This is a genomic window from Micromonospora globispora (assembly GCF_003857015.1).
In the GTDB taxonomy this organism is placed as follows: domain Bacteria; phylum Actinomycetota; class Actinomycetes; order Mycobacteriales; family Micromonosporaceae; genus Micromonospora; species Micromonospora globispora.
The window spans coordinates 1-17290 of record NZ_QGGF01000257.1; the positions used below are offsets into that span (position 1 = coordinate 1).

Genomic DNA, 17290 nt, shown 5'->3' on the forward strand with positions numbered 1-17290 from the left:
GCGGGGAGTTCCGCGCGGCCGACCGCCGGGGCGGCTTCCGTCCCGAGGGGCGGGGCCGGGACGACCGCCCGCGCGACGACCGGCGGGGCTTCGGCGGGCGGCCGCCAGCGCGTACCCACTGATCTGCACCGACGCCGCCGTGGAGCGCATGCTCCGCGGCGGCGTTTCCGCATCCTCTGCCGATGGCGCCGGTGTGGCGTAACGTCCGGTTCATGCCGACCATGCCCAAGTCGCTCTTCTGGACCAGGACGGACACGGCCGGGGCGGAGCACGTCGTCCTCGACGACGGTCAGGGCCTGACCGCTCGGGGCGTCGCGCTGGCCGTCGATCCCCTCCCCTACACCTGCCGGTACCAGCTGACCGCCGGGCCGGACTGGGCGACCACCCGGCTCCAGGTGGAGGCCGAGGGGGCGGGCTGGTCGCGCAGCGTACGGCTGGAACCCACCGGTGGGCGGTGGCGGGTGACCACCGGCGAGCAGGGCGACCTGGACGCGGCGCTGCGCGCGGCCGGGCACCCGCCGGCCGGGCTGCCCGGCACGGACGACCCGGACCGGCTGGCCGAGGCGGCCGACATCGACCTGGGCGGCTCCCCGTTCTTCAACACCCTGCCGGTACGCCGGCTCGGCCTCGACAAGGCGCCGGCGGACACCGCCCGGCGGGTCACCGTGGCCTGGGTGCTGGTGCCGAGCCTGATGGTGGTCCCCGCCGAACAGGAGTACACGTCGCTCGGGCCCGGGCGGGTCCGCTTCTCCAGCGACACGTTCACCGCAGAGCTGGACGTCGACCCGGACGGCTTCGTGGTCCGCTACTCCGGGCTGGCCGAGCGGATCGACGCGCGCTGACCCGGGTCAGGCCGGCCAGGCGCCGGTGGTCAGGAAGCGGTCGATGGTGGCCAGGTGCGGGCCGAGGTCGAGGCCCTGACCGGCGACCCACCCGTCGGCGTAGTACGTGTCGGCGTAGCGGTCGCCGGCGTCGCAGATCAGGGTGACCACCGAGCCGGTCCGGCCGGCGGCCAGCATCTCGGCGATCAGCCCGAACGCGCCCCAGAGGTTGGTGCCGGTCGACCCGCCCACCCGGCGGCCGAGCACCCGCGAACCGGCGCGCATGGCGGCCAGCGACGCCGCGTCCGGCACCTGGACCATCCGGTCGACCACGGAGGGCAGGAAGGACGCCTCGACGCAGGGCCGGCCGATCCCCTCGATCCGGGAGCCGCGGTCGGTGCGGACCGACCAGTCGCCGGCCTGCCAGGCCGGGTAGAACGCCGAGTTGTCCGGGTCGACCACGCAGAGCTTGGTGGGCAGCCGCCGGTAGCGGGCGTACCGGCCGATGGTGGCGCTGGTGCCGCCGGTGCCGGCGCCCACCACGATCCACGCCGGTACGGGGTGCCGCTCCAGCGCGAGCTGGGAGTAGATGGACTCGGCGATGTTGTTGTTGCCCCGCCAGTCGGTCGCCCGCTCGGCGTAGGTGAACTGGTCCATGAAGTGCCCGCCGGAGTCCTCGGCGAGCCAGCGCGCCTCGATCACCACCTTGGCCGGGTCCTCCACCAGGTGGCAGCGCCCGCCCTGGAACTCGATCTGGGCGATCTTCTCCGGTGAGGTGGAGGCGGGCATCACCGCGATGAACGGCAGCCCCAGCATCCGGGCGAAGTACGCCTCGGAGACCGCGGTCGAGCCGGAGGAGGCCTCGACGATGGTGGTGCCCGGACCGATCCAGCCGTTGCAGAGCCCGTAGAGGAACAGCGAGCGGGCCAGCCGGTGCTTGAGCGAGCCGGTCGGGTGCACCGACTCGTCCTTGAGGTAGAGGTCGATGCCCCACTCTCTGGGCAGCGGGAAGGGCAGCAGGTGGGTGTCGGCGGACCGGTTGGCGTCCGCCTCGACGTTCGCGATCGCCTCGGTCACCCACGCGCGGCTGGCCTCGTCGCACCGGTCCAGTTGAGTCACGGCGGCAACGTTACAAGCGAGGCCGGTTCGGGTCCGGCCCGACCCGGCGAAGCTGCCGGCGCTGGCCGGCCCGGCCTGCGGCCCGGACCACCGGGGTGAGCGCCAGCGCCAGCCGGGGGAAGGCGTCGAGCAACCGGACCTGGGCGCCGCGCCAGCGCGGCAGGGTCACCACCGGCCGGGGCCGGCGGGCCAGCCGGACGGCCCGCGCCGCGACCCGCTCCGGGGCCAGCATCGACCCGGTGAAGGAGGCCAGGGCCCCGGGGTCGTCGAGCCGGTCGTGCAGCATCGGGGTCCAGATCCCGTCCGGGCAGAGACACGACACGTGTACGCCCCGGACCCCGGCCATCCGCAGGTCGGCGAGGGTGCCGAGGCTGAACGCGAGCAGCGCGTGCTTGCTGGCCGAGTAGACGGTCTCGCCGGGCGCGGCCACCAGCCCGGCCAGGGAGACCACGTTGAGGACGTGCCCGTGGCCCTGGGCCCGCATGACCTCCAGCGCGGAGAGGGTGCCGGTGATCGCGCCGAGGGCGTTCACCTCGACCACCCGCTGCCGCGTTGTCGCGTCGTGCTCCCAGGAGGGCCCGGTGACCAGGATTCCGGCGTTGTTCACCCAGAGTCCGAGCCCGCCGGGCATACCCCGCGCGGCCTCGGCCGCCACCGCGGCGCAGGCCCCCTCGTCCCGCACGTCGAGCGGACGGGACCAGCCGCCCAGCGGGGCGGCGGCGGCGGCCACCGCGTCGGCGTCCAGGTCGGTCAGGAGAACCCGCCAACCGTCGGCGTGCAGCGCGGCAGCGATGGCCCGGCCCAGTCCGCCTGCCGCCCCGGTCACCACGGCCGCTCCGGGTGCTGGCGTCGTCATCGGCGCACGGTATCGCCCCGTCTCCGTGCCGCGCCAGAGCCGCCGCTCCGACGCCGGAAGGAGACGGGGTCGCCGCGGCGGCACACCGGTGGTCACTCGCTTTGGAGCTGCCCGCACGAACGGGGCAGGGACAGGGCGCGCACCGGTCCGAAACCCCGACGCACAAGCGGGGCAGCTCCAAAGAAATCAACAGCTACCCGCCGCACAAACACGGCCAACGCACGCACCCGTCCGAGCCCGAACGCACGAACGGGGCAGCTCCAAAGGAGGCCTTCCCGTAGCCGTACCGCCGAGCGGGGTGCGTGACAGGCAGCAGGCAGATCGACGGCCTCCGCCAAGGCCGGCGGCTCAGGAGGCCGGCTGCTCGAGCGGCTGGGGGCGGTTCTCCCACTTGGTCGACAGGGCGATCCCGGTGCGGGTGGAGGCCACGCCCGGGGTGCGGTTCAGCCGTACGATCAGCTGCTCCAGCTCGGCGATCGTGCCGACCCGCGCCTTCAGCAGGAACGACTCCACCCCGGCCATGAAGTAGCAGGACTCGATCTCCGGCATCTGCCGGAACGCCTCCAGCACGTCGTCGGTGTCCCCGCCGGAGTCCTCGACGATGCCGATCAGCGCGGTCACGCCCAGCCCGATCGACTCCGGCTCCACCTCGGCCCGGTACGCCCGGATGACCCCGCTGGACTCCAGCTTGCCGACCCGTTCGTGCACCGCCGGTGCCGAGAGGCCGACCTGGCGGGCCAGCTCGGCGTACGACAGGCGGGCGTTGCCGCGCAGCAGCTCAACGAGGCTCAGGTCGATCGCGTCCACGACGTCCGACCCTAGCCGCCCGCCCGTAACGTCCGGCGACCGGCTTCCGTTGAGCATGACGTCATGTAACTGTTTGTGGACACAGCGCGAAGGAGACCCGACGCGGGTAATATTTCCTAACTTCCCACTCAGTGCGTTTTTCGCGTTTGGCGGACAGGCCAGGTCGCTGGTGCTGTAATTGCCATACGTCCCTCATGACGGCTCTGGGCTCGCACCGGCCGGGGGCAGTGTGTTCAGCCGGGGGCTTCGTCGAACGCGAGGAGGGGGCTGTGGACACTGGAGATCGCCTGCTGACACCGGGTGAGGTTGCCGCGCTGTTTCGGGTTGATCCGAAGACCGTGACCCGATGGGCAGCGGCCGGCCGGATAGGCAGCATCCGGACTCCAGGCGGACATCGCCGGTTTCGGGAATCCGAGGTGCGAGCCCTCCTCGAGGGGGAGGGCATGCTGGAGGAGGGAGAGGACATGGGCAAGCCACGCAACGTTGGCCCGACCGCCTCGACCGGCCCCGGCCCGGCCAACGCCGGCATGTACTGAGTGGTCGGATCGGCACGCGGACCGGCCGCCTGGTCCGGTCCGCGTGCGGCTGAGGCGGTCGCTTCCGGTCAGGAGCGGTCCGCGGCCAACTCACCGGACCAGCGGCGGAACAGGGTGTGCGGTACGCCCAGCGCGTCCAGCACCTTGCCCGCCACGAAGTCGACCAGCTGCGCAGCCGAGGCCGACGCCCCGGCGCCGTAGAACCCGGGGCTGGCGGGCAGCACCACCGCGCCGGCGTCGTGCAGCGTGATCAGGTGCTCCAGGTGGCTGCGGGTCACCGGGGTTTCCCGGGGCACCACCACCAGCGGCCGCCGCTCCTTCAGGTTGACCTCGGCCGCCCGCTGCAGCAGATCCTTGGAGAGCCCGATCGCGATGCCCGCGCAGGCCGCGGTGCTCGCCGGCACTACCGCCATGCCGCGTACCCGGTAGGAGCCGCTGCTGGGCCCCGCCGCCAGGTCGCCGGCGGGCCAGTGCCGTACGTCCGCGTCCGCCAGGTCGCGGCCCAGCCAGGCGGCCAGGTCGTCGGCCCAGTGCCCGTCCCGGAACGGTCGGCCGGTCTCGTCGAGGATGGTCAGCCGGGCGGCCCGGGAAACGATCAGGTCCACCGCTTCGCCGGCGTCGAGCAGGCCCCGGACGACCGCCGCCGCGTACGGCGTGCCGGAGGCCCCGGAGACGCCGACCACCCATGGTTCGCGCATACCGTCAAGCCTGCCTGGTCACTGCCGCGGACGGTCGGGCACCCCCTCGGTACCGGTCCGGAGGGTCCGCGTTGTCCCGTCCCGGCCCCCGTTGTCCCGCCGGGCCACGGCCCGCCCCGGCAACCTGACATGCTTCCGTCGACGATCCACGTCAATGGAAGGGATCGGTGATGACGGAGGCGGTGCTCTGGTCACTACGGGCCCACTGCGCGATCCCGCCCCGGCTCTCGCCATACGCCGATGACGTGCAGGAGTGGCTGGTCGATCAGTTCACCCACCTCGGTCTGCCGCTGGAGGCCGCGGCGCGGGACCGGCTGGCCCGGGCCGGCTTCGCCCGGTACGCCGGCCGGCTCTACCCGGACGCCACCGAGCCGGACCTGCGCGTGCTGGCCGCCCTGTTCACCTGGTTCTTCCTGATCGACGACGCGTGCGACGGGCCGGGCCGGCTCACCCCGGGGCAGATCCGCGCGCTCCGCGACGGGGCGCTCGCCCTGCTGCGGGAGGGCCCGCGGTGGCGCCATCCCGGCTTCTCCGGGCCGCTGCGCCGGCTGCTCGTGCAGGCGTGGCGGGAGCCCCGACGGCGGATGCCGGCCCGCTGGCGGCTCCGGTTCGCCGACGCGGTCGCGCACCACCTCGACGGCACCTGGCGGGAGTCGGTCGCCAAGGCCGCCGGCCGGGCGCCCGGCGTGGCCGAGTACGTGGAACTGCGCCGGGCCACCTCGGCGGCGTACGTGTCATATCCGCTGATCGAGTTCGCGACCGGCCGGCCGCTACCCGACCCGGTCTACCACCATCCCGCGCTGCGCCGGATCGGCGACCTCGGCAACGACCTGCTCTCCTGGTTCAACGACATCGCCTCGCTGGACCGGGACCGGGCCACCGCCGGGGGGCACAACCTGGTGCTGGCGGTGGCCGCCGAGCGGGGCGTGCCGATCGCGTCCGCGGTGGAGGTGGTGGCCGAGCGCTGGCGGACGGAGATGACCCGCTTCGTCGCGCTGCGCGCCGCCGTGCCGTCGTTCGGTCCGGCGCTGGACGAGTCGGTCACCGCCCATCTCGACGGGGTGGCCAACGCCGTCCGCGGCACCGTCGACTGGACGCTGGAGAGCGCCCGCTACCCGGTCGCCCCCGGCTCCTGAGCGGTCAGGGACGCAGGCCGAGCCGGAGCACCAGGTCGAGCAGGGCGAAGACGAAGAGCGCGATGCCGACGAACCCGTTCGCGGTGAAGAAGGCCCGGTTGACCTTGCTCAGGTCGGTCGGGCTGACCACCAGGTGCTGGTAGCCGAAGGCGACCGCGGTGAACGCCAGCCCGATCCACCAGAGCCAGCCGAAGCCGACCAGCGCGCCGAACCAGATGAAGAGCGCGAAGGTGATCACGTGCGCGACGGTGGAGGCGTGCAGCGCGAAGCGCAGGCCGTACCGGGCGGGGACGCTGTGCACGCCGATCCGCCGGTCGACGTCGGCGTCCTGGCAGGCGTAGATCAGGTCGAAGCCGCCGATCCAGAGACCCACGGCAGCGCCGAGCAGCCAGGCCGGCCAGGAGCCGTCGAGCGTGCCGGTGACCGCGAGCCAGGCGCCGACCGGGCCGACCGCCTGCGCGATCGCCAGGATGGCGTGCGGCCAGTTGGTGAACCGCTTGCCGTACGGGTAGACGACCAGCGGGACCACGGCGAGCGGCGCGAGCACCAGGCAGAGCGGGTTGAGCAGGGCGGCGGCGGCGAGGAAGACCAGCAGCGCGACCGCCGCGCCGGTCCAGGCCGTCCGCACGCTGACCGCCCCGGTGACCAGCTCCCGGCCGGCGGTACGCGGGTTCCGCGCGTCGATCTGCCGGTCGAGGATCCGGTTGGCGGCCATCGCGAACGTCCGCGCGCCGACCATCGCCACGGTGATCAGCAGCAGGTCGAGCCAGCGTACGTGGCCGCCGTCGACCTGCATCGCGGTCAGCGCCGACAGGTACGCGAAGGGCAGCGCGAAGACCGAGTGCTCGATCGCGACCAGTTTGAGGAAGGACTTGGCCCGTCCGGGGCGTTCCGCCGGGGCCTCGGTGACGGCCATCAGATCCCGTACTCCTTCCAGCGCTTGTCGACCAGCGAGACCACCTCGGGCGACATGGACATCTCCTCGGGCCAGCCTCGGGTGTAGCCCTCGCTGGGCAGCTTGCGGGTGGCGTCGATGCCCGCCTTGCCACCCCAGAACTGCTGGTACGACGCGTGGTCGAGGTGGTCCACCGGCCCCTCGGTGAGGAGCAGGTCGCGGGCGTAGTCGACGTTGCCGAAGGCGCGGAAGGCGACCTCGTTGTAGTCGTGCACGTCGCAGTCCTCGTCGACGATCACGATCAGCTTGGTGAGCGACATCAGGTGCGCGCCCCAGATCGCGTTCATCACCTTCTGCGCGTGCTTCGGGTAGCGCTTGCGGATCGACACGATCGCGCAGTTGTGGAAGACGCCGGCGGCCGGCAGGTCGTAGTCGACGATGTCCGGGATCAGCAGCTTGAGCAGCGGCTGGAAGATCCGCTCGGTGGCCTTGCCGAGGCCGTGGTCCTCCTGCGGCGGCTTGGAGGTGATGATCGAGTGGTAGACCGGGTCGCGCTGCATGGTCATGGTCTCGATGTGCAGCACCGGGAACGGCTCGACCGGCGTGTAGAAGCCGGTGTGGTCGCCGAACGGCCCCTCGGGCAGCCGCTCGCCGGGCTCCAGGTACCCCTCCAGCACCACCTGGGCGTGCGCCGGCACCTGCAGCGGCACGGTGAGGCAGTCGACCATCTCCACCCGCTCGCCGCGCAGGAACCCGGCGAACAGGTATTCGTCGATGTCGCCGGGGAGCGGCGCGGAGGCGGCGTAGCTGACCACCGGGTCGCAGCCGATGGCGATCGCGACGGGGAGCCGCTGGCCGAGCCGCTCGGCCACCGCGTGGTGGGCGGTGGAGTCCTTGTGGATCTGCCAGTGCATGCCCAGCGTGTTCCGGCTGTGCTGCTGGAGCCGGTACAAACCGAGGTTGCGCTTGCCGGTCTCCGGGTGCTTGGTGTGGGTCAGCCCGAAGTTGTGGAAGATCCCCCCGTCGCCGGGCCAGACCTGCAGCCCGGGCAGCCGGTTGAGGTCGACGCCGTCGCCCCGGTACACCACCTGCTGGCAGGGGGCGGTCTTGACCTTGCGCGGCGGCACGGACTTGAGCTGCATGACCTTGCCGAGGCCCTCGCGGATGCCGGACCAGCCGACCGGCAGCTCCGGCTTGACCAGCGCGCCGATCCGCTCGCCGATCTCGTCCAGCGAGTCGACGCCGAGCGCCATCGCCATCCGCTTCTCGGTGCCGAAGAGGTTGATCGCGACCGGCATCTCGCCCCGGGTCGGCCGCTCGAAGAGCAGCGCCGGCCCGCCGGCACGGACGGTCCGGGTGACCACCGCGCTGATCTCCAGCGTGGGGTCCACCGGAACGCTCACCCGCCGGAGCTCCCCCGCGCGCTCGAGCGCCGCGAGGAAGTCCTTGAGGTCGGTGTACGGGAAGCCACGAGCCGCCATGGCTGCCAGTCTCCCGCACCGCTCGCCGGCCCGCCCACGCCGGGTGGTGTGACCTGTGAGGAACGGCCCTCGTCGACGCCGCTCACCGGCATGGGCCGGAGCCGGCCGGGTAGTCGAGCCGTCCGGTGCGGCGGAAGGGGTGGGGATGGGCGACGAACGGGTCCCGGCGGGGTTCACCGAGCAGCGGATGCGGGTCGGCGACGCGACGATGAACTACGTCCGCGGCGGCAGCGGACCCACGCTGGTGCTGCTGCACGGCTATCCCCAGTGCTGGCGCATGTGGCGTCACCTGCTGCCCGAGTTGGCGCGGACGTACGAGGTGGTCGCGCCCGACCTGCGCGGCTTCGGCGACAGTGACGCGCCGCCCGACGGGTACGACAAGAAGACCGTCGCGGCCGACCTGCACGGGCTGCTCACCGGGCTGGGACTGGCCGGCGACATCCGGCTGGTCGGCCACGACCTGGGGACCATGGTCGCGTACGCGTACGCCGCCGCCCACCCCGACCAGGTGTCCCGGCTGGTGCTGACCGAGGCGCCCATCCCGGACGAGAACGTCTACGCGTTCCCCGCACTCAGCGCCGCCGGGCCGGCCGTATGGAACTTCGGCTTCTTCAACGTCACCAACGGCCTGCCCGAGCAGCTGATCGCGGGCCGGGAGGAGCTCTGGGTCGACCGGTTCACCGACTCGATCATGGTGAACAAGGGCAGTCTCGGGCCGGACGACGTCGAGGAGTACGCCCGGCACCTGCGCGCCCCGGCCCACCTGCGGGCCAGCTTCGCGTACTTCCGGGCGTTCGGGCAGGACATCGCGGACAACGCGGCGTACCGGGCGACGAAGCTGCCCATGCCGGTGCTCGCCGTCGGCGCCCGGACCAGCCTCGGCGATCAGGTCGCCGAGCAGGTCCGCCGGTACGCCGACACGGTCACCGGCGAGGTGGTCGAGGAGTGCGGCCACTGGCTCTTCGAGGAGCGGCCGGCGGAAATGGCCGCCCTGGTGCTGCCGTTCCTCGGCGACTGAGCCCGCCGGTCAGGCGGCCGGCTCCCAGGCGTACGCGGCCAGGGGCGGGTCGAGCGGCGCGTCGGTGAGCCGGTTGGCGAAGGTGGAGATGGTGTAGGTGCCAACGCCGAGCACCACGTCCAGGGCGTGCCGGGGCAGCCAGCCGGCGGCCAGGAAGGCGTCCAACTCGTCGTCCGGGACCGCGCCCCGGTGGTCGAGCACGGCGAGGGTGAACCGGCGCAGCGCCTCCAGCCGCGGGTCGGACAGCTTGGCGCCGGTGCGGAGCGCCTCGATCAGCTCCGGCGTGCCGTCGTGCCGGGCGAGCGCCGCGCTGTGCATGGCCACGCAGAGGTGGCACTCGTTGCGGGTCGCCACGGTCAGCACGACCACCTCCCGCTCGACCGGGTCGAGGTCGGTCGCTTCGAAGACGGCGTTGGCGGTGAGGAAGCCCTTGAGCAGCTCCGGGGACTCGGCCATCAGGGCGACCGCGCCGGGCAGGTGGCCGAGCTTGCGGTGCACGCCGGCCATGGTCGGCCGGGCGGCGGTGGGCGCGGTGTCGGTGGTGTGGGCGGTGAAGACCTGTCGGGACATGCGGACCTCGCTCCGTTAAGATAGTCAACGTGGTTGACCAGATAGTAAACGGGGTTGTCGAGTATGGCAACGCCTGACGCCGACCGCCCGGGCTTCATGCTCCCGCTGCTGCTGCTCGCCGGCTTCCGCACGCTCATCGACGACCTGCACGCGGAGCTGGCCCGCCAGGGGCACCCCGAGCTGCGGCCGGCGCACGGCTTCGTGCTCCAGGCCGTGGGAGTCGACGGCACCACGGCCTCCGAGCTGGGCCAGCGCCTCGGCGTCTCCAAGCAGGCGGCGGGCAAGACGGTGGACCGGCTGGTCGCGCTCGGCTACCTGGAACGCGCCGACGACCCCGCCGACGCCCGCCGCAAGCTGGTCCGGATGACGGCGAGGGGCCTCGACGGGCTGCGCCGCTCGGCGGTCGTCTTCGACCAGCTACGGGACCGCTGGGCGGCGACGCTCGGCGCCGAGCGGGTCGCGGCCATCGAGGACGACCTGCGCCGGATGGTTCCTACCGACGTCTTCCGCCTCGACGTCCCCGGGTGGTTCGCCGGGTGACAAATCTCTGCCGCTCTTGACCGCCCGCCGCACGAGAGCGGCACCATCGACCCGTGGACGATGCGTACGTGGTGGGCGAACCGGACGGGCTCTCGCCACTGCTGGTGGCGATCCGGGACGCCGTCGCCCGCGAACTGCACGCCCAGTTCGCCCTGCGGGCCGACCGGCTCGAACTCGCCGACCTGCCCGAGGTCGCCTACCAGGTCACCCTGCGCGTCGACGAGGTGCTCAGCGGACGCCGTCCGCCACGGGTCAGTTGACCCCGGCGTACGAGTGCAGGCCGGTGAAGAAGAAGTTCACCCCGAAGAGATTCATCAGCATGGTCAGGAAGCCGAGCACGGCGATCCAGGTGGCCACGTTCCGCTTCACGCTCGGGGTGGCCCGGGCGTGCAGGTAGCCGGCGTAGACCACCCAGGAGATGAACGCCCAGGTCTCCTTCGGGTCCCAGCCCCACGCCCGGCCCCAGGCCGCCTCGGCCCAGATCGCCCCGGCGATCACCGCGAAGGTGAAGATCGGGAAGGCGAAGGCGTGCAGCGTGAAGGTCAGCCGCTCCAGGCCGGCCGCGCCCGGCAGCCGCCGGGCCAGGGTGTACGGGAAGCTCCGCCGGCCCTGCTCCCAGCCGGCCCGCAACAGGTACGCCACCGCCGGCACCACGCCCAGCAGGAAGATGCCGGACGCGAAGACGATCGTCGACACGTGGATGAGGAACCAGTACGACTGCAGCGCCGGCATCAGCGGCTCGACCGCGACCTTGAGCTTCAGCTCGGCGAAGGCCAGCAGCAGCACCATGACCAGGGTCAGGAAGAGCCCGAGCTGGCGCAGCGAGGGGCGCTTCCAGAGCACCACCAGCCAGGCCGCGGCCCCGATGAAGGTGACCGTCAGCACGAACTCGTACATGTTGCCCCAGGGCATCCGCCCCGCGGCGACGCCCCGGGTCACCAGACCAGCCAGGTGCAGCACGGCGGCGAGCGCGGTGAGCCCGGCGGCGATCCGGCCGGCCAGTCGGGCCCGCTCGGCCGACCGGCTGGGCCGGATCTCGGCCGGGGCGGCGGGGGGCTCGACGATGCCACCGGCCGCGCCGACACCCGCGCCGACCAGTTCCCGGGCCGGGGCGGCCTTCGCGGTCACCGCGCGCGCGTTGCCGAGCGCGTACTCGACGGCGTGGCTGATCATCGCGACCAGGTACGCCAGGATCGCGAATGTCACCAGCTGGTCGGAGAGTGCGGACATCACTCGACTCCTTCTCGCGCCCGCCCGGCGCCCCGCTCGTCGTCGCTCACCGCGGCGACGAGCTGCGCGAACTCGTCGGCGAACCCTGGATGTTCGGTGCGCGGCAGCCCGCCGGCCTCCACCAAGCTACTACCGCCCGTCGGAGATCCACTGTCCGGGGGCGCCACCCGGAACCAGACCCGCCGCCGCCGGCCGAAGAGCGAACCCATCAGGCCGGCCAGCAGCACCACGCAGGCGCCGAGCATCAGCGTCTGCCCGGGGGCGTACCGGACGGAGAGGGTGGCGTACGGCTTCGTGCCGAGGAACTCCAGCGTGCTGCCGTCGTCCAGGGTCCACTTCTCGCCGACGCCGAGCTTCTTGTCGCCGATCTGCTTGAGCTTGCCGTTGTCCACCTGGCGCTGGTCCAGCTTGTAGACCGAGCCGGGGATGCCGGCGTCCAGCCCGAGGTTGCCCCGGTACGCCACCAGCACCACGGCCGGGTTCCGCTCCTCCGGGAACTGGGACGCGACGAACGGCGGGTTGTCCGGGGCGGTGGGCAGGTAGAGCCCGTCGAAGGCCACCTGCTGGTCCGGGGCCCGCTTGCCGGTCTTCGGGTCGACGTTCGCGTCGGGGAAGGCGGCCACCCCCTCACCGGTCAGGTTGGTGTCGCCGGTGGTCAGAAACGGCACGGTGCTGGTCTGGCTGCGCCCGTACCGGTCGGTGTACTTCAGGATCGGCGCGTACCCGTGGCCGAGCAGGTAGACGTTGGCGGAGCCGAGCCGCAGCGGCGAGTTGACCGAGAACCCGGCGGTCCGCTTCGACCCGTCCGGCTCGTCCACCGTCACGGTGGCCCAGAAGCTGGCCGGCTGCCCGGACGGAAGGAACTTCGCGTCGAAGTCGTCCAGCGTCAGGCAGAACGGCGGCAGGTCGGCGCTGTCCACCCGCGGGCCGAGCGACGCCTCGCTGTACTGCTGACGGGTGTTGCAGAACGCGTTCTCCTCGCCCGCCACCAGCAGCCGGTTGCCGTGCCAGCCGTACCAGGAACCGACCGCGACCCCAAGCAGGACGGCGACCAGCGAGGTGTGGAAGAGCAGGTTGCCGGTCTCCTTGAGGTAGCCCTTCTCGGCGGAGACCTCGTTGCCGCGGACCTCGACCCGCCAGCGGCGCCGCCGCAGCACCGCGGCGATCGCCTCCGGGTCGGCGGCGGCCGGCGCCTCCAGGACGGCGTGCTGGGGCAGCCGGTCCAGCCGCTTCGGTGCGGCCGGCGGCCGGGAGCGCAGCGCCCGGACGTGGTCCCGCATCCGGGGCAGGACGCAGCCGACCAGCGAGGTGAAGAGCAGCAGGTAGATCGCGGAGAACCAGACCGAGCCGAAGACCTCGAACATGCCGAGCTGGTTCAGCCGCGGGGCCAGGTCGGGGTGGTCGACGAAGTACTGGTTGACCTTCTCCGGGTTGACCCCGCGCTGCGGCAGCACCGAGCCGGGGATGGCGGCGACCGCGAGCAGGAAGAGCAGGACCAGCGCGGTGCGCATGCTGGTCAGCTGCCGCCACGAGTTGCGCAGCAGGGCCAGCACCGGGTTGACCCGTCGCCGGGGCGCCTCGGCGGGCGGGGCCGCCGGCCGGTCGTCCACGGTCGTCATCAGATGCTCACCTCGCCCACGCCGACGGTCGTCTGCAGCCAGATCACGAAGTTCTGCCACCCGCCGGTGACGAGGGCCAGGCCGATCAGGATCAGCAGGGCGCCACCGATCCGGGTGACCCAGCGGCTGTTGCGCCGCACGGCACGGAACACGCCGAGCAGGCGGTGGAAGCCCAGCCCGAAGACGACGAACGGTACCCCCAGCCCGAGGCAGTACGCCACGGCCAGCACCACGGCGCGGCTGGTCTGCCCGGCCACCGTGGCCATTCCCACCACCGCGCCGAGCGTCGGGCCGACGCAGGGCACCCAGCTCAGCGCGAAGACCGCGCCGAAGACCGGAGCGCCGAGCAACCCGGCGGCGGGCAGCCGGTGGATCCGGAACTCGCGTTCCATGCCGGGCACCAGGCCGAGGTAGCCCAGCCCCAGCACGATGATCAGCGCGCCGATGACGATCTCCAGCGTGCGTTCGTGCTGGAAGAACACCTTGCCGACCCCGGCGAAGAGGATCGCGGTGGCGGTGAAGACGACGGTGAACCCGGCGATGAAGAGCAGCGTCCCGGCGAGCACCCGGCCCTTGACGGCGACCGCCGGTCGGGTGGCCAGCGCCCCGCCGCCGCTCGGCTCGCCGCCGGTCCCGGGCGCCTCCGGCCGGGTCCGGCCCTCCAGGTCCGCGCCGGCCAACCCGGTCACGTACGACAGGTAGCCCGGCACCAGCGGCAGCACGCACGGAGAGAGGAAGCTGACCAGCCCGGCGAGCGCCGCCGCGCCGATCGCCAGCAGCAGCGGGCCGGACTGGGCGAGCTGGCGGAACGTCTCGCCCATCAGCGGGACCCGTTGGGCGCCGGCTGCTCCGCGGCGACCCGCTCGACGAGGGGACGCAGGCCTTCCTGGGTGACCGCGGCCCGGATCACCGTGGCGATCCGGCCGTCCCGGTCGAGGATGACGGTGGCCGGGATGGTGTTCGGCGGAATGTCCAGGGACAGCGCCAGCCGGCTCGCCGGGTCGAAGAGGCTCGGGTAGGTGACCCGGCCCTCCTCGAAGGCGATCGCCTTGTCCTTGCTGTCCTGGATGTTGATCCCGAGGAAGGTCACCCCGGAACCCTTGGTGGCCTGGTAGGTGGCCTCCAGGTCGTCGGCCTCGGCCCGGCAGGGCGCGCACCAGGAGCCCCAGAAGTTCAGCACGACCACCTGGCCGCGCGCCTGGGCGACGTCGTACGGGCCGCCGGTGAGCAGCTCACCGGTGATCTTCGGGGCCGCCGAGCGCTGGTCGGGGGCGCACTCGATGATGCCGGCCTTGCTGGTGCACCGGCTCTCCTCGCTGCCGGAGGAGCAGCCGACCAGCGCCGTCACGGCGGTGACGGCGGCGAGCAGGGCGGCGACGGGGCTCCGGGTGCGCATCAGGCTCCCTTGGCCGTCCGGGCGGTCGGCGAGATGGCGATCAGGTGGGCGGCCGGCTCGGTGTACCCGATGCCGACGACCTTGGCGCCGTCGAAGTGGAACGAGGTGAGGCTGGCCAGCCCGCACTGCCGCCGGCGCGGGTCGTGCCAGAGCCGCTTGCGCTCGACGTACCGGCGCAGCGTCCAGATCGGAAGCTGGTGGGAGACCAGCACGGCCTCCCGCCCCTCGGCGGCGATCCGGGCGGCGTGCAGGGCGGCGAACATCCGCTCCGCGATGACCCGGTACGCCTCACCCCAGGAGGGGGTGACCGGGTCACGCAGCACCCACCAGTTGCGCGGGTCGCGGAACGAGCCGTCGCCCGGAGAGACCCGCTTGCCCTCGAACCAGTTCGCGCTCTCGATCAGCCGCTCGTCCACTCCCACCGGGAGGCCGAACTGCGCGGCGATCGGCTCGGCGGTCTGCTGGGCACGCTCCAGCGGGCTGGCCACCACGTGCACCACGTTCCGCTCGGCGAGCGCCTGCGCCGCGGCCTTGGCCATCTGCACGCCCAGCTCCGAGAGGCGGAAGCCGGGCAGCCGGCCGTAGAGGATCTGGTCCGGGTTGTACACCTCGCCGTGCCGCAGCACGTGCACCACCGTCTCGCTCACTGCGCCCTCTCCGGTCGCGACTGCGGGGCTCGCAGACCCGGCTCACTCCTCACGCTCACAGCCACTACCCCCCGTTGCCCGCCGCTGCCGCTGCCGTCGCCGCGCCGGGCAGGGCGGCGGCGATCTGTTCCAGGGCGGCGGCGTCCAGCGCCGCCGATACGAACCACGCCTCGAACGCGCTCGGCGGCAGGTAGACGCCGGCGGCGAGCATCGCGTGGAAGAACGCCTTGAACGCGGGCACCTGCTGGGTGCGGGCGCTGTCGTAGTCGACGACGTCGGCGTCGGTGAAGAAGATCGAGAACATGTTGCCGGCGTACGACAGCCGGTGCGGGACCCCGGCGGCGGCCAGCGCGTCGCCGGCGAGCTTGCTCACGGCGGCGGCGTTCTCGTCGAGCCGGCGGTAGAGCGCGTCGTCGGCGAGCCGCAGCGTGGCCAGGCCGGCGGCGCAGGCCAGCGGGTTACCGGAGAGGGTGCCGGCCTGGTAGACCGGGCCGGCCGGAGCCAGCTTCGACATGATCTCCGCGCGCCCACCGAAGGCCGCGGCGGGCAGGCCACCGCCCATGACCTTCCCGTACGTCCAAAGGTCGGCGTCGGACGGGTCGAGGCCGTGCCAGCCGGCGCGGGAGACCCGGAACCCGGTCATCACCTCGTCGACGATGAGCAGCGCGCCGTGCGCGTGCGCGATCCGGGCGAGTTCGGAGTTGAAGCCGTCGCGCGGGGCGACGACGCCCATGTTGCCGGCGGCCGCCTCGGTGATGATCGCGGCGAGGTGCGGACCCTCGGCCGCGAACGCCTCCTCGACGGCCTTGATGTCGTTGTACGGCAGCACGATCGTGTCGCCGGCCGCCGCGCCGGTCACGCCGGGCGAGTCGGGCAGGCCGAAGGTGGCGACCCCGGAGCCGGCGGCGGCGAGCAGCGCGTCCGAGTGGCCGTGGTAGCAGCCGGAGAACTTGATGATCTTGGCGCGGCCGGTGTAGCCCCTAGCCAGCCGGATCGCCGACATGGTGGCCTCGGTCCCCGAGTTGACCAGGCGGACCTGCTCGACCGGGGTGCGGTCGACGATCTCGGCGGCCAGCTCGACCTCGCCCGGGGTGGGGGTGCCGAAGCTGGTGCCCTTCGCGGCGGCGGCCTGCACGGCGGCCACCACCTCGGGGTGCGCGTGGCCGAGGATCAGCGGGCCCCAGGAGCAGACCAGGTCGACGTAGCGCCGGCCGTCGGCGTCAAAGAGCCAGGGACCCTCCCCCCGGACCATGAAGCGCGGGGTGCCGCCCACGGCACGGAACGCGCGCACGGGGGAGTTCACCCCGCCGGGCACGATGGCCTGGGCGCGGTCGAACAGGGCCTCGGAGGCCGGCGCGTCGGCCGGGTAGCGGCCGGATCCGGCGGAAAAGGTATCGGTCACGATGCCGCCATTGTGTCAGCGCCGGACGGTGAATCGGCAGCCACCCCGCGCCGGGGTTACCGGGCTCACCCGGCATCAGCTCCGAACGCCCGGGACGCGGGCTACCGGCAGCCGGCCGTCCGCTCGCCGGGCCGGGTGGTCGAGATCGCGATAGGCTGGCCGGGTGGATCGTGCCGAACTGTCCATCACGGTACACCGGACGGGCGACGAAGTTGTTCTTCGCCTGGCCGGTGAGATCGACATGCTCACGGCCGGCCAGCTCTCCACCGTCGTCAATGAGGTGCTGACCGATCCCCCGCCGCGCATCGTGCTCGATCTGGGCGGGGTGACCTTCTGCGACTCGCAGGGGCTCGGCACCCTCGTCGTGCTCAGCCGCAAGGCCAGCCACGCGCAGAGCCTGCTCGTGCTGAGCAACGTCGGCGACTTCCTGCTCCGCGTCCTGGACATCACCGGCCTCCGCTCCGCCCTGATGATCCGCAACGAAACCGCCCCCTGACAGACCCCCACCCGGTCCTTCCC

The 17290-nt window shown here is 72.8% G+C and carries 20 protein-coding genes; 7 read left to right on the forward strand and 13 right to left on the reverse strand.

Annotated elements, in window-relative coordinates:
* Positions 1-221 precede the first annotated feature (221 nt).
* Positions 222-842: a putative glycolipid-binding domain-containing protein gene (locus DKL51_RS11975; RefSeq protein WP_109944629.1), complete on the forward strand. Its 621-nt coding sequence runs from the start codon at positions 222-224 to the stop codon at positions 840-842.
* 6 nt (positions 843-848) lie between these two features.
* Here DKL51_RS11975 and cds1 read toward each other — a convergent pair whose 3' ends face one another.
* From cds1 to DKL51_RS11990, 3 genes are all read right to left on the reverse strand, one after another.
* Positions 849-1940, reverse strand: coding sequence for an L-cysteine desulfhydrase Cds1 (gene cds1 / locus DKL51_RS11980; RefSeq protein WP_109944609.1), 1092 nt, complete (start codon positions 1938-1940; stop codon positions 849-851).
* A 10-nt stretch (positions 1941-1950) separates the two neighbouring features.
* Positions 1951-2796 (reverse strand): SDR family NAD(P)-dependent oxidoreductase, encoded by an 846-nt coding sequence (locus DKL51_RS11985; protein ID WP_109944610.1) that lies wholly within the window; start codon positions 2794-2796, stop codon positions 1951-1953.
* A 348-nt stretch (positions 2797-3144) separates the two neighbouring features.
* Positions 3145-3603: an Lrp/AsnC family transcriptional regulator gene (locus tag DKL51_RS11990; RefSeq protein ID WP_109944611.1), complete on the reverse strand. Its 459-nt coding sequence runs from the start codon at positions 3601-3603 to the stop codon at positions 3145-3147.
* 269 nt (positions 3604-3872) lie between these two features.
* Here DKL51_RS11990 and DKL51_RS11995 point away from each other — a divergent pair, with 269 nt between their 5' ends.
* Complete coding sequence (locus DKL51_RS11995; protein ID WP_109944612.1) at positions 3873-4139, forward strand: BldC family transcriptional regulator; 267 nt, start codon at positions 3873-3875, stop codon at positions 4137-4139.
* A 68-nt stretch (positions 4140-4207) separates the two neighbouring features.
* On the opposite strand, the gene DKL51_RS12000 is transcribed toward DKL51_RS11995, so the two are convergent.
* The gene (locus DKL51_RS12000) at positions 4208-4837 is read right to left on the reverse strand and encodes a UbiX family flavin prenyltransferase (protein ID WP_109944613.1); all 630 of its coding nucleotides are present in this window, start codon (positions 4835-4837) and stop codon (positions 4208-4210) included.
* A 170-nt stretch (positions 4838-5007) separates the two neighbouring features.
* Here DKL51_RS12000 and DKL51_RS12005 point away from each other — a divergent pair, with 170 nt between their 5' ends.
* Positions 5008-5973 carry a terpene synthase family protein gene (locus tag DKL51_RS12005; protein WP_109944614.1) on the forward strand — a complete coding sequence of 322 codons (966 nt, stop codon included), beginning with the start codon at positions 5008-5010 and terminating at the stop codon, positions 5971-5973.
* A 4-nt stretch (positions 5974-5977) separates the two neighbouring features.
* Here the strand turns inward: DKL51_RS12005 and mqnP are convergent, their stop codons facing one another.
* Entirely contained in the window at positions 5978-6889 is a 912-nt protein-coding gene (mqnP, locus tag DKL51_RS12010; RefSeq protein WP_109944615.1) for a menaquinone biosynthesis prenyltransferase MqnP, read from the reverse strand.
* The gene (locus DKL51_RS12015) at positions 6889-8349 is read right to left on the reverse strand and encodes a menaquinone biosynthesis decarboxylase (protein ID WP_109944616.1); all 1461 of its coding nucleotides are present in this window, start codon (positions 8347-8349) and stop codon (positions 6889-6891) included. Before DKL51_RS12015 ends, mqnP begins: the two co-directional genes overlap by 1 nt.
* A 145-nt stretch (positions 8350-8494) precedes the next feature.
* Between DKL51_RS12015 and DKL51_RS12020 the strand changes: the two genes are divergently transcribed.
* Positions 8495-9367 (forward strand): alpha/beta fold hydrolase, encoded by an 873-nt coding sequence (locus DKL51_RS12020; protein WP_109944617.1) that lies wholly within the window; start codon positions 8495-8497, stop codon positions 9365-9367.
* A 9-nt stretch (positions 9368-9376) separates the two neighbouring features.
* Here the strand turns inward: DKL51_RS12020 and DKL51_RS12025 are convergent, their stop codons facing one another.
* On the reverse strand, positions 9377-9937 hold the full coding sequence (locus tag DKL51_RS12025; protein ID WP_109944618.1) for a carboxymuconolactone decarboxylase family protein: 561 nt from the start codon (positions 9935-9937) through the stop codon (positions 9377-9379).
* A 63-nt stretch (positions 9938-10000) separates the two neighbouring features.
* Here DKL51_RS12025 and DKL51_RS12030 point away from each other — a divergent pair, with 63 nt between their 5' ends.
* Positions 10001-10477, forward strand: a complete 477-nt coding sequence (locus tag DKL51_RS12030) for a MarR family winged helix-turn-helix transcriptional regulator (RefSeq protein WP_109944619.1) — start codon at positions 10001-10003, stop codon at positions 10475-10477.
* A gap of 53 nt (positions 10478-10530) precedes the next feature.
* Positions 10531-10737 carry a hypothetical protein gene (locus DKL51_RS12035; RefSeq protein ID WP_109944620.1) on the forward strand — a complete coding sequence of 69 codons (207 nt, stop codon included), beginning with the start codon at positions 10531-10533 and terminating at the stop codon, positions 10735-10737.
* Here the strand turns inward: DKL51_RS12035 and ccsB are convergent.
* The 6 genes from ccsB to hemL form a co-directional block, all read right to left on the reverse strand.
* A complete protein-coding gene (gene ccsB, locus DKL51_RS12040) occupies positions 10730-11707 on the reverse strand; it encodes a c-type cytochrome biogenesis protein CcsB (RefSeq protein WP_109944621.1) in 978 nt (325 codons plus the stop codon). The two genes, DKL51_RS12035 and ccsB, sit on opposite strands and share 8 nt — an antisense overlap.
* The gene (gene resB / locus DKL51_RS12045) at positions 11707-13326 is read right to left on the reverse strand and encodes a cytochrome c biogenesis protein ResB (RefSeq protein WP_109944622.1); all 1620 of its coding nucleotides are present in this window, start codon (positions 13324-13326) and stop codon (positions 11707-11709) included. The genes ccsB and resB overlap by 1 nt, the downstream gene beginning before the upstream one ends.
* Positions 13326-14147, reverse strand: coding sequence for a cytochrome c biogenesis CcdA family protein (locus DKL51_RS12050; RefSeq protein WP_109944623.1), 822 nt, complete (start codon positions 14145-14147; stop codon positions 13326-13328). Before DKL51_RS12050 ends, resB begins: the two co-directional genes overlap by 1 nt.
* Positions 14147-14722 carry a TlpA family protein disulfide reductase gene (locus DKL51_RS12055; protein WP_109944624.1) on the reverse strand — a complete coding sequence of 192 codons (576 nt, stop codon included), beginning with the start codon at positions 14720-14722 and terminating at the stop codon, positions 14147-14149. The genes DKL51_RS12050 and DKL51_RS12055 overlap by 1 nt, the downstream gene beginning before the upstream one ends.
* On the reverse strand, positions 14722-15369 hold the full coding sequence (locus DKL51_RS12060; protein ID WP_109944625.1) for a histidine phosphatase family protein: 648 nt from the start codon (positions 15367-15369) through the stop codon (positions 14722-14724). The genes DKL51_RS12055 and DKL51_RS12060 overlap by 1 nt, the downstream gene beginning before the upstream one ends.
* A 64-nt stretch (positions 15370-15433) precedes the next feature.
* Positions 15434-16771, reverse strand: a complete 1338-nt coding sequence (gene hemL / locus DKL51_RS12065; RefSeq protein ID WP_109944626.1) for a glutamate-1-semialdehyde 2,1-aminomutase — start codon at positions 16769-16771, stop codon at positions 15434-15436.
* Positions 16772-16934: 163 nt separating this feature from the next.
* Here hemL and DKL51_RS12070 point away from each other — a divergent pair, with 163 nt between their 5' ends.
* The gene (locus DKL51_RS12070) at positions 16935-17267 is read left to right on the forward strand and encodes an STAS domain-containing protein (protein WP_109944627.1); all 333 of its coding nucleotides are present in this window, start codon (positions 16935-16937) and stop codon (positions 17265-17267) included.
* Positions 17268-17290 lie beyond the last annotated feature (23 nt).

What these genes read in the sequence shown, in the direction of transcription:
- DKL51_RS12015 (WP_109944616.1), bottom strand. Translation starts at nt 8,349, where the DNA reads ATGGCGGCTCGTGGCTTCCCGTACACCGACCTCAAGGACTTCCTCGCG.
- DKL51_RS12000 (WP_109944613.1), bottom strand. Translation starts at nt 4,837, where the DNA reads ATGCGCGAACCATGGGTGGTCGGCGTCTCCGGGGCCTCCGGCACGCCG.
- DKL51_RS11975 (WP_109944629.1), top strand. Translation starts at nt 222, where the DNA reads ATGCCCAAGTCGCTCTTCTGGACCAGGACGGACACGGCCGGGGCGGAG.
- ccsB (WP_109944621.1), bottom strand. Translation starts at nt 11,707, where the DNA reads ATGTCCGCACTCTCCGACCAGCTGGTGACATTCGCGATCCTGGCGTAC.
- DKL51_RS12030 (WP_109944619.1), top strand. Translation starts at nt 10,001, where the DNA reads ATGGCAACGCCTGACGCCGACCGCCCGGGCTTCATGCTCCCGCTGCTG.
- DKL51_RS12055 (WP_109944624.1), bottom strand. Translation starts at nt 14,722, where the DNA reads ATGCGCACCCGGAGCCCCGTCGCCGCCCTGCTCGCCGCCGTCACCGCC.
- DKL51_RS12005 (WP_109944614.1), top strand. Translation starts at nt 5,008, where the DNA reads ATGACGGAGGCGGTGCTCTGGTCACTACGGGCCCACTGCGCGATCCCG.
- resB (WP_109944622.1), bottom strand. Translation starts at nt 13,326, where the DNA reads ATGACGACCGTGGACGACCGGCCGGCGGCCCCGCCCGCCGAGGCGCCC.
- DKL51_RS12050 (WP_109944623.1), bottom strand. Translation starts at nt 14,147, where the DNA reads ATGGGCGAGACGTTCCGCCAGCTCGCCCAGTCCGGCCCGCTGCTGCTG.
- DKL51_RS12025 (WP_109944618.1), bottom strand. Translation starts at nt 9,937, where the DNA reads ATGTCCCGACAGGTCTTCACCGCCCACACCACCGACACCGCGCCCACC.
- mqnP (WP_109944615.1), bottom strand. Translation starts at nt 6,889, where the DNA reads ATGGCCGTCACCGAGGCCCCGGCGGAACGCCCCGGACGGGCCAAGTCC.
- DKL51_RS12020 (WP_109944617.1), top strand. Translation starts at nt 8,495, where the DNA reads ATGGGCGACGAACGGGTCCCGGCGGGGTTCACCGAGCAGCGGATGCGG.
- DKL51_RS11985 (WP_109944610.1), bottom strand. Translation starts at nt 2,796, where the DNA reads ATGACGACGCCAGCACCCGGAGCGGCCGTGGTGACCGGGGCGGCAGGC.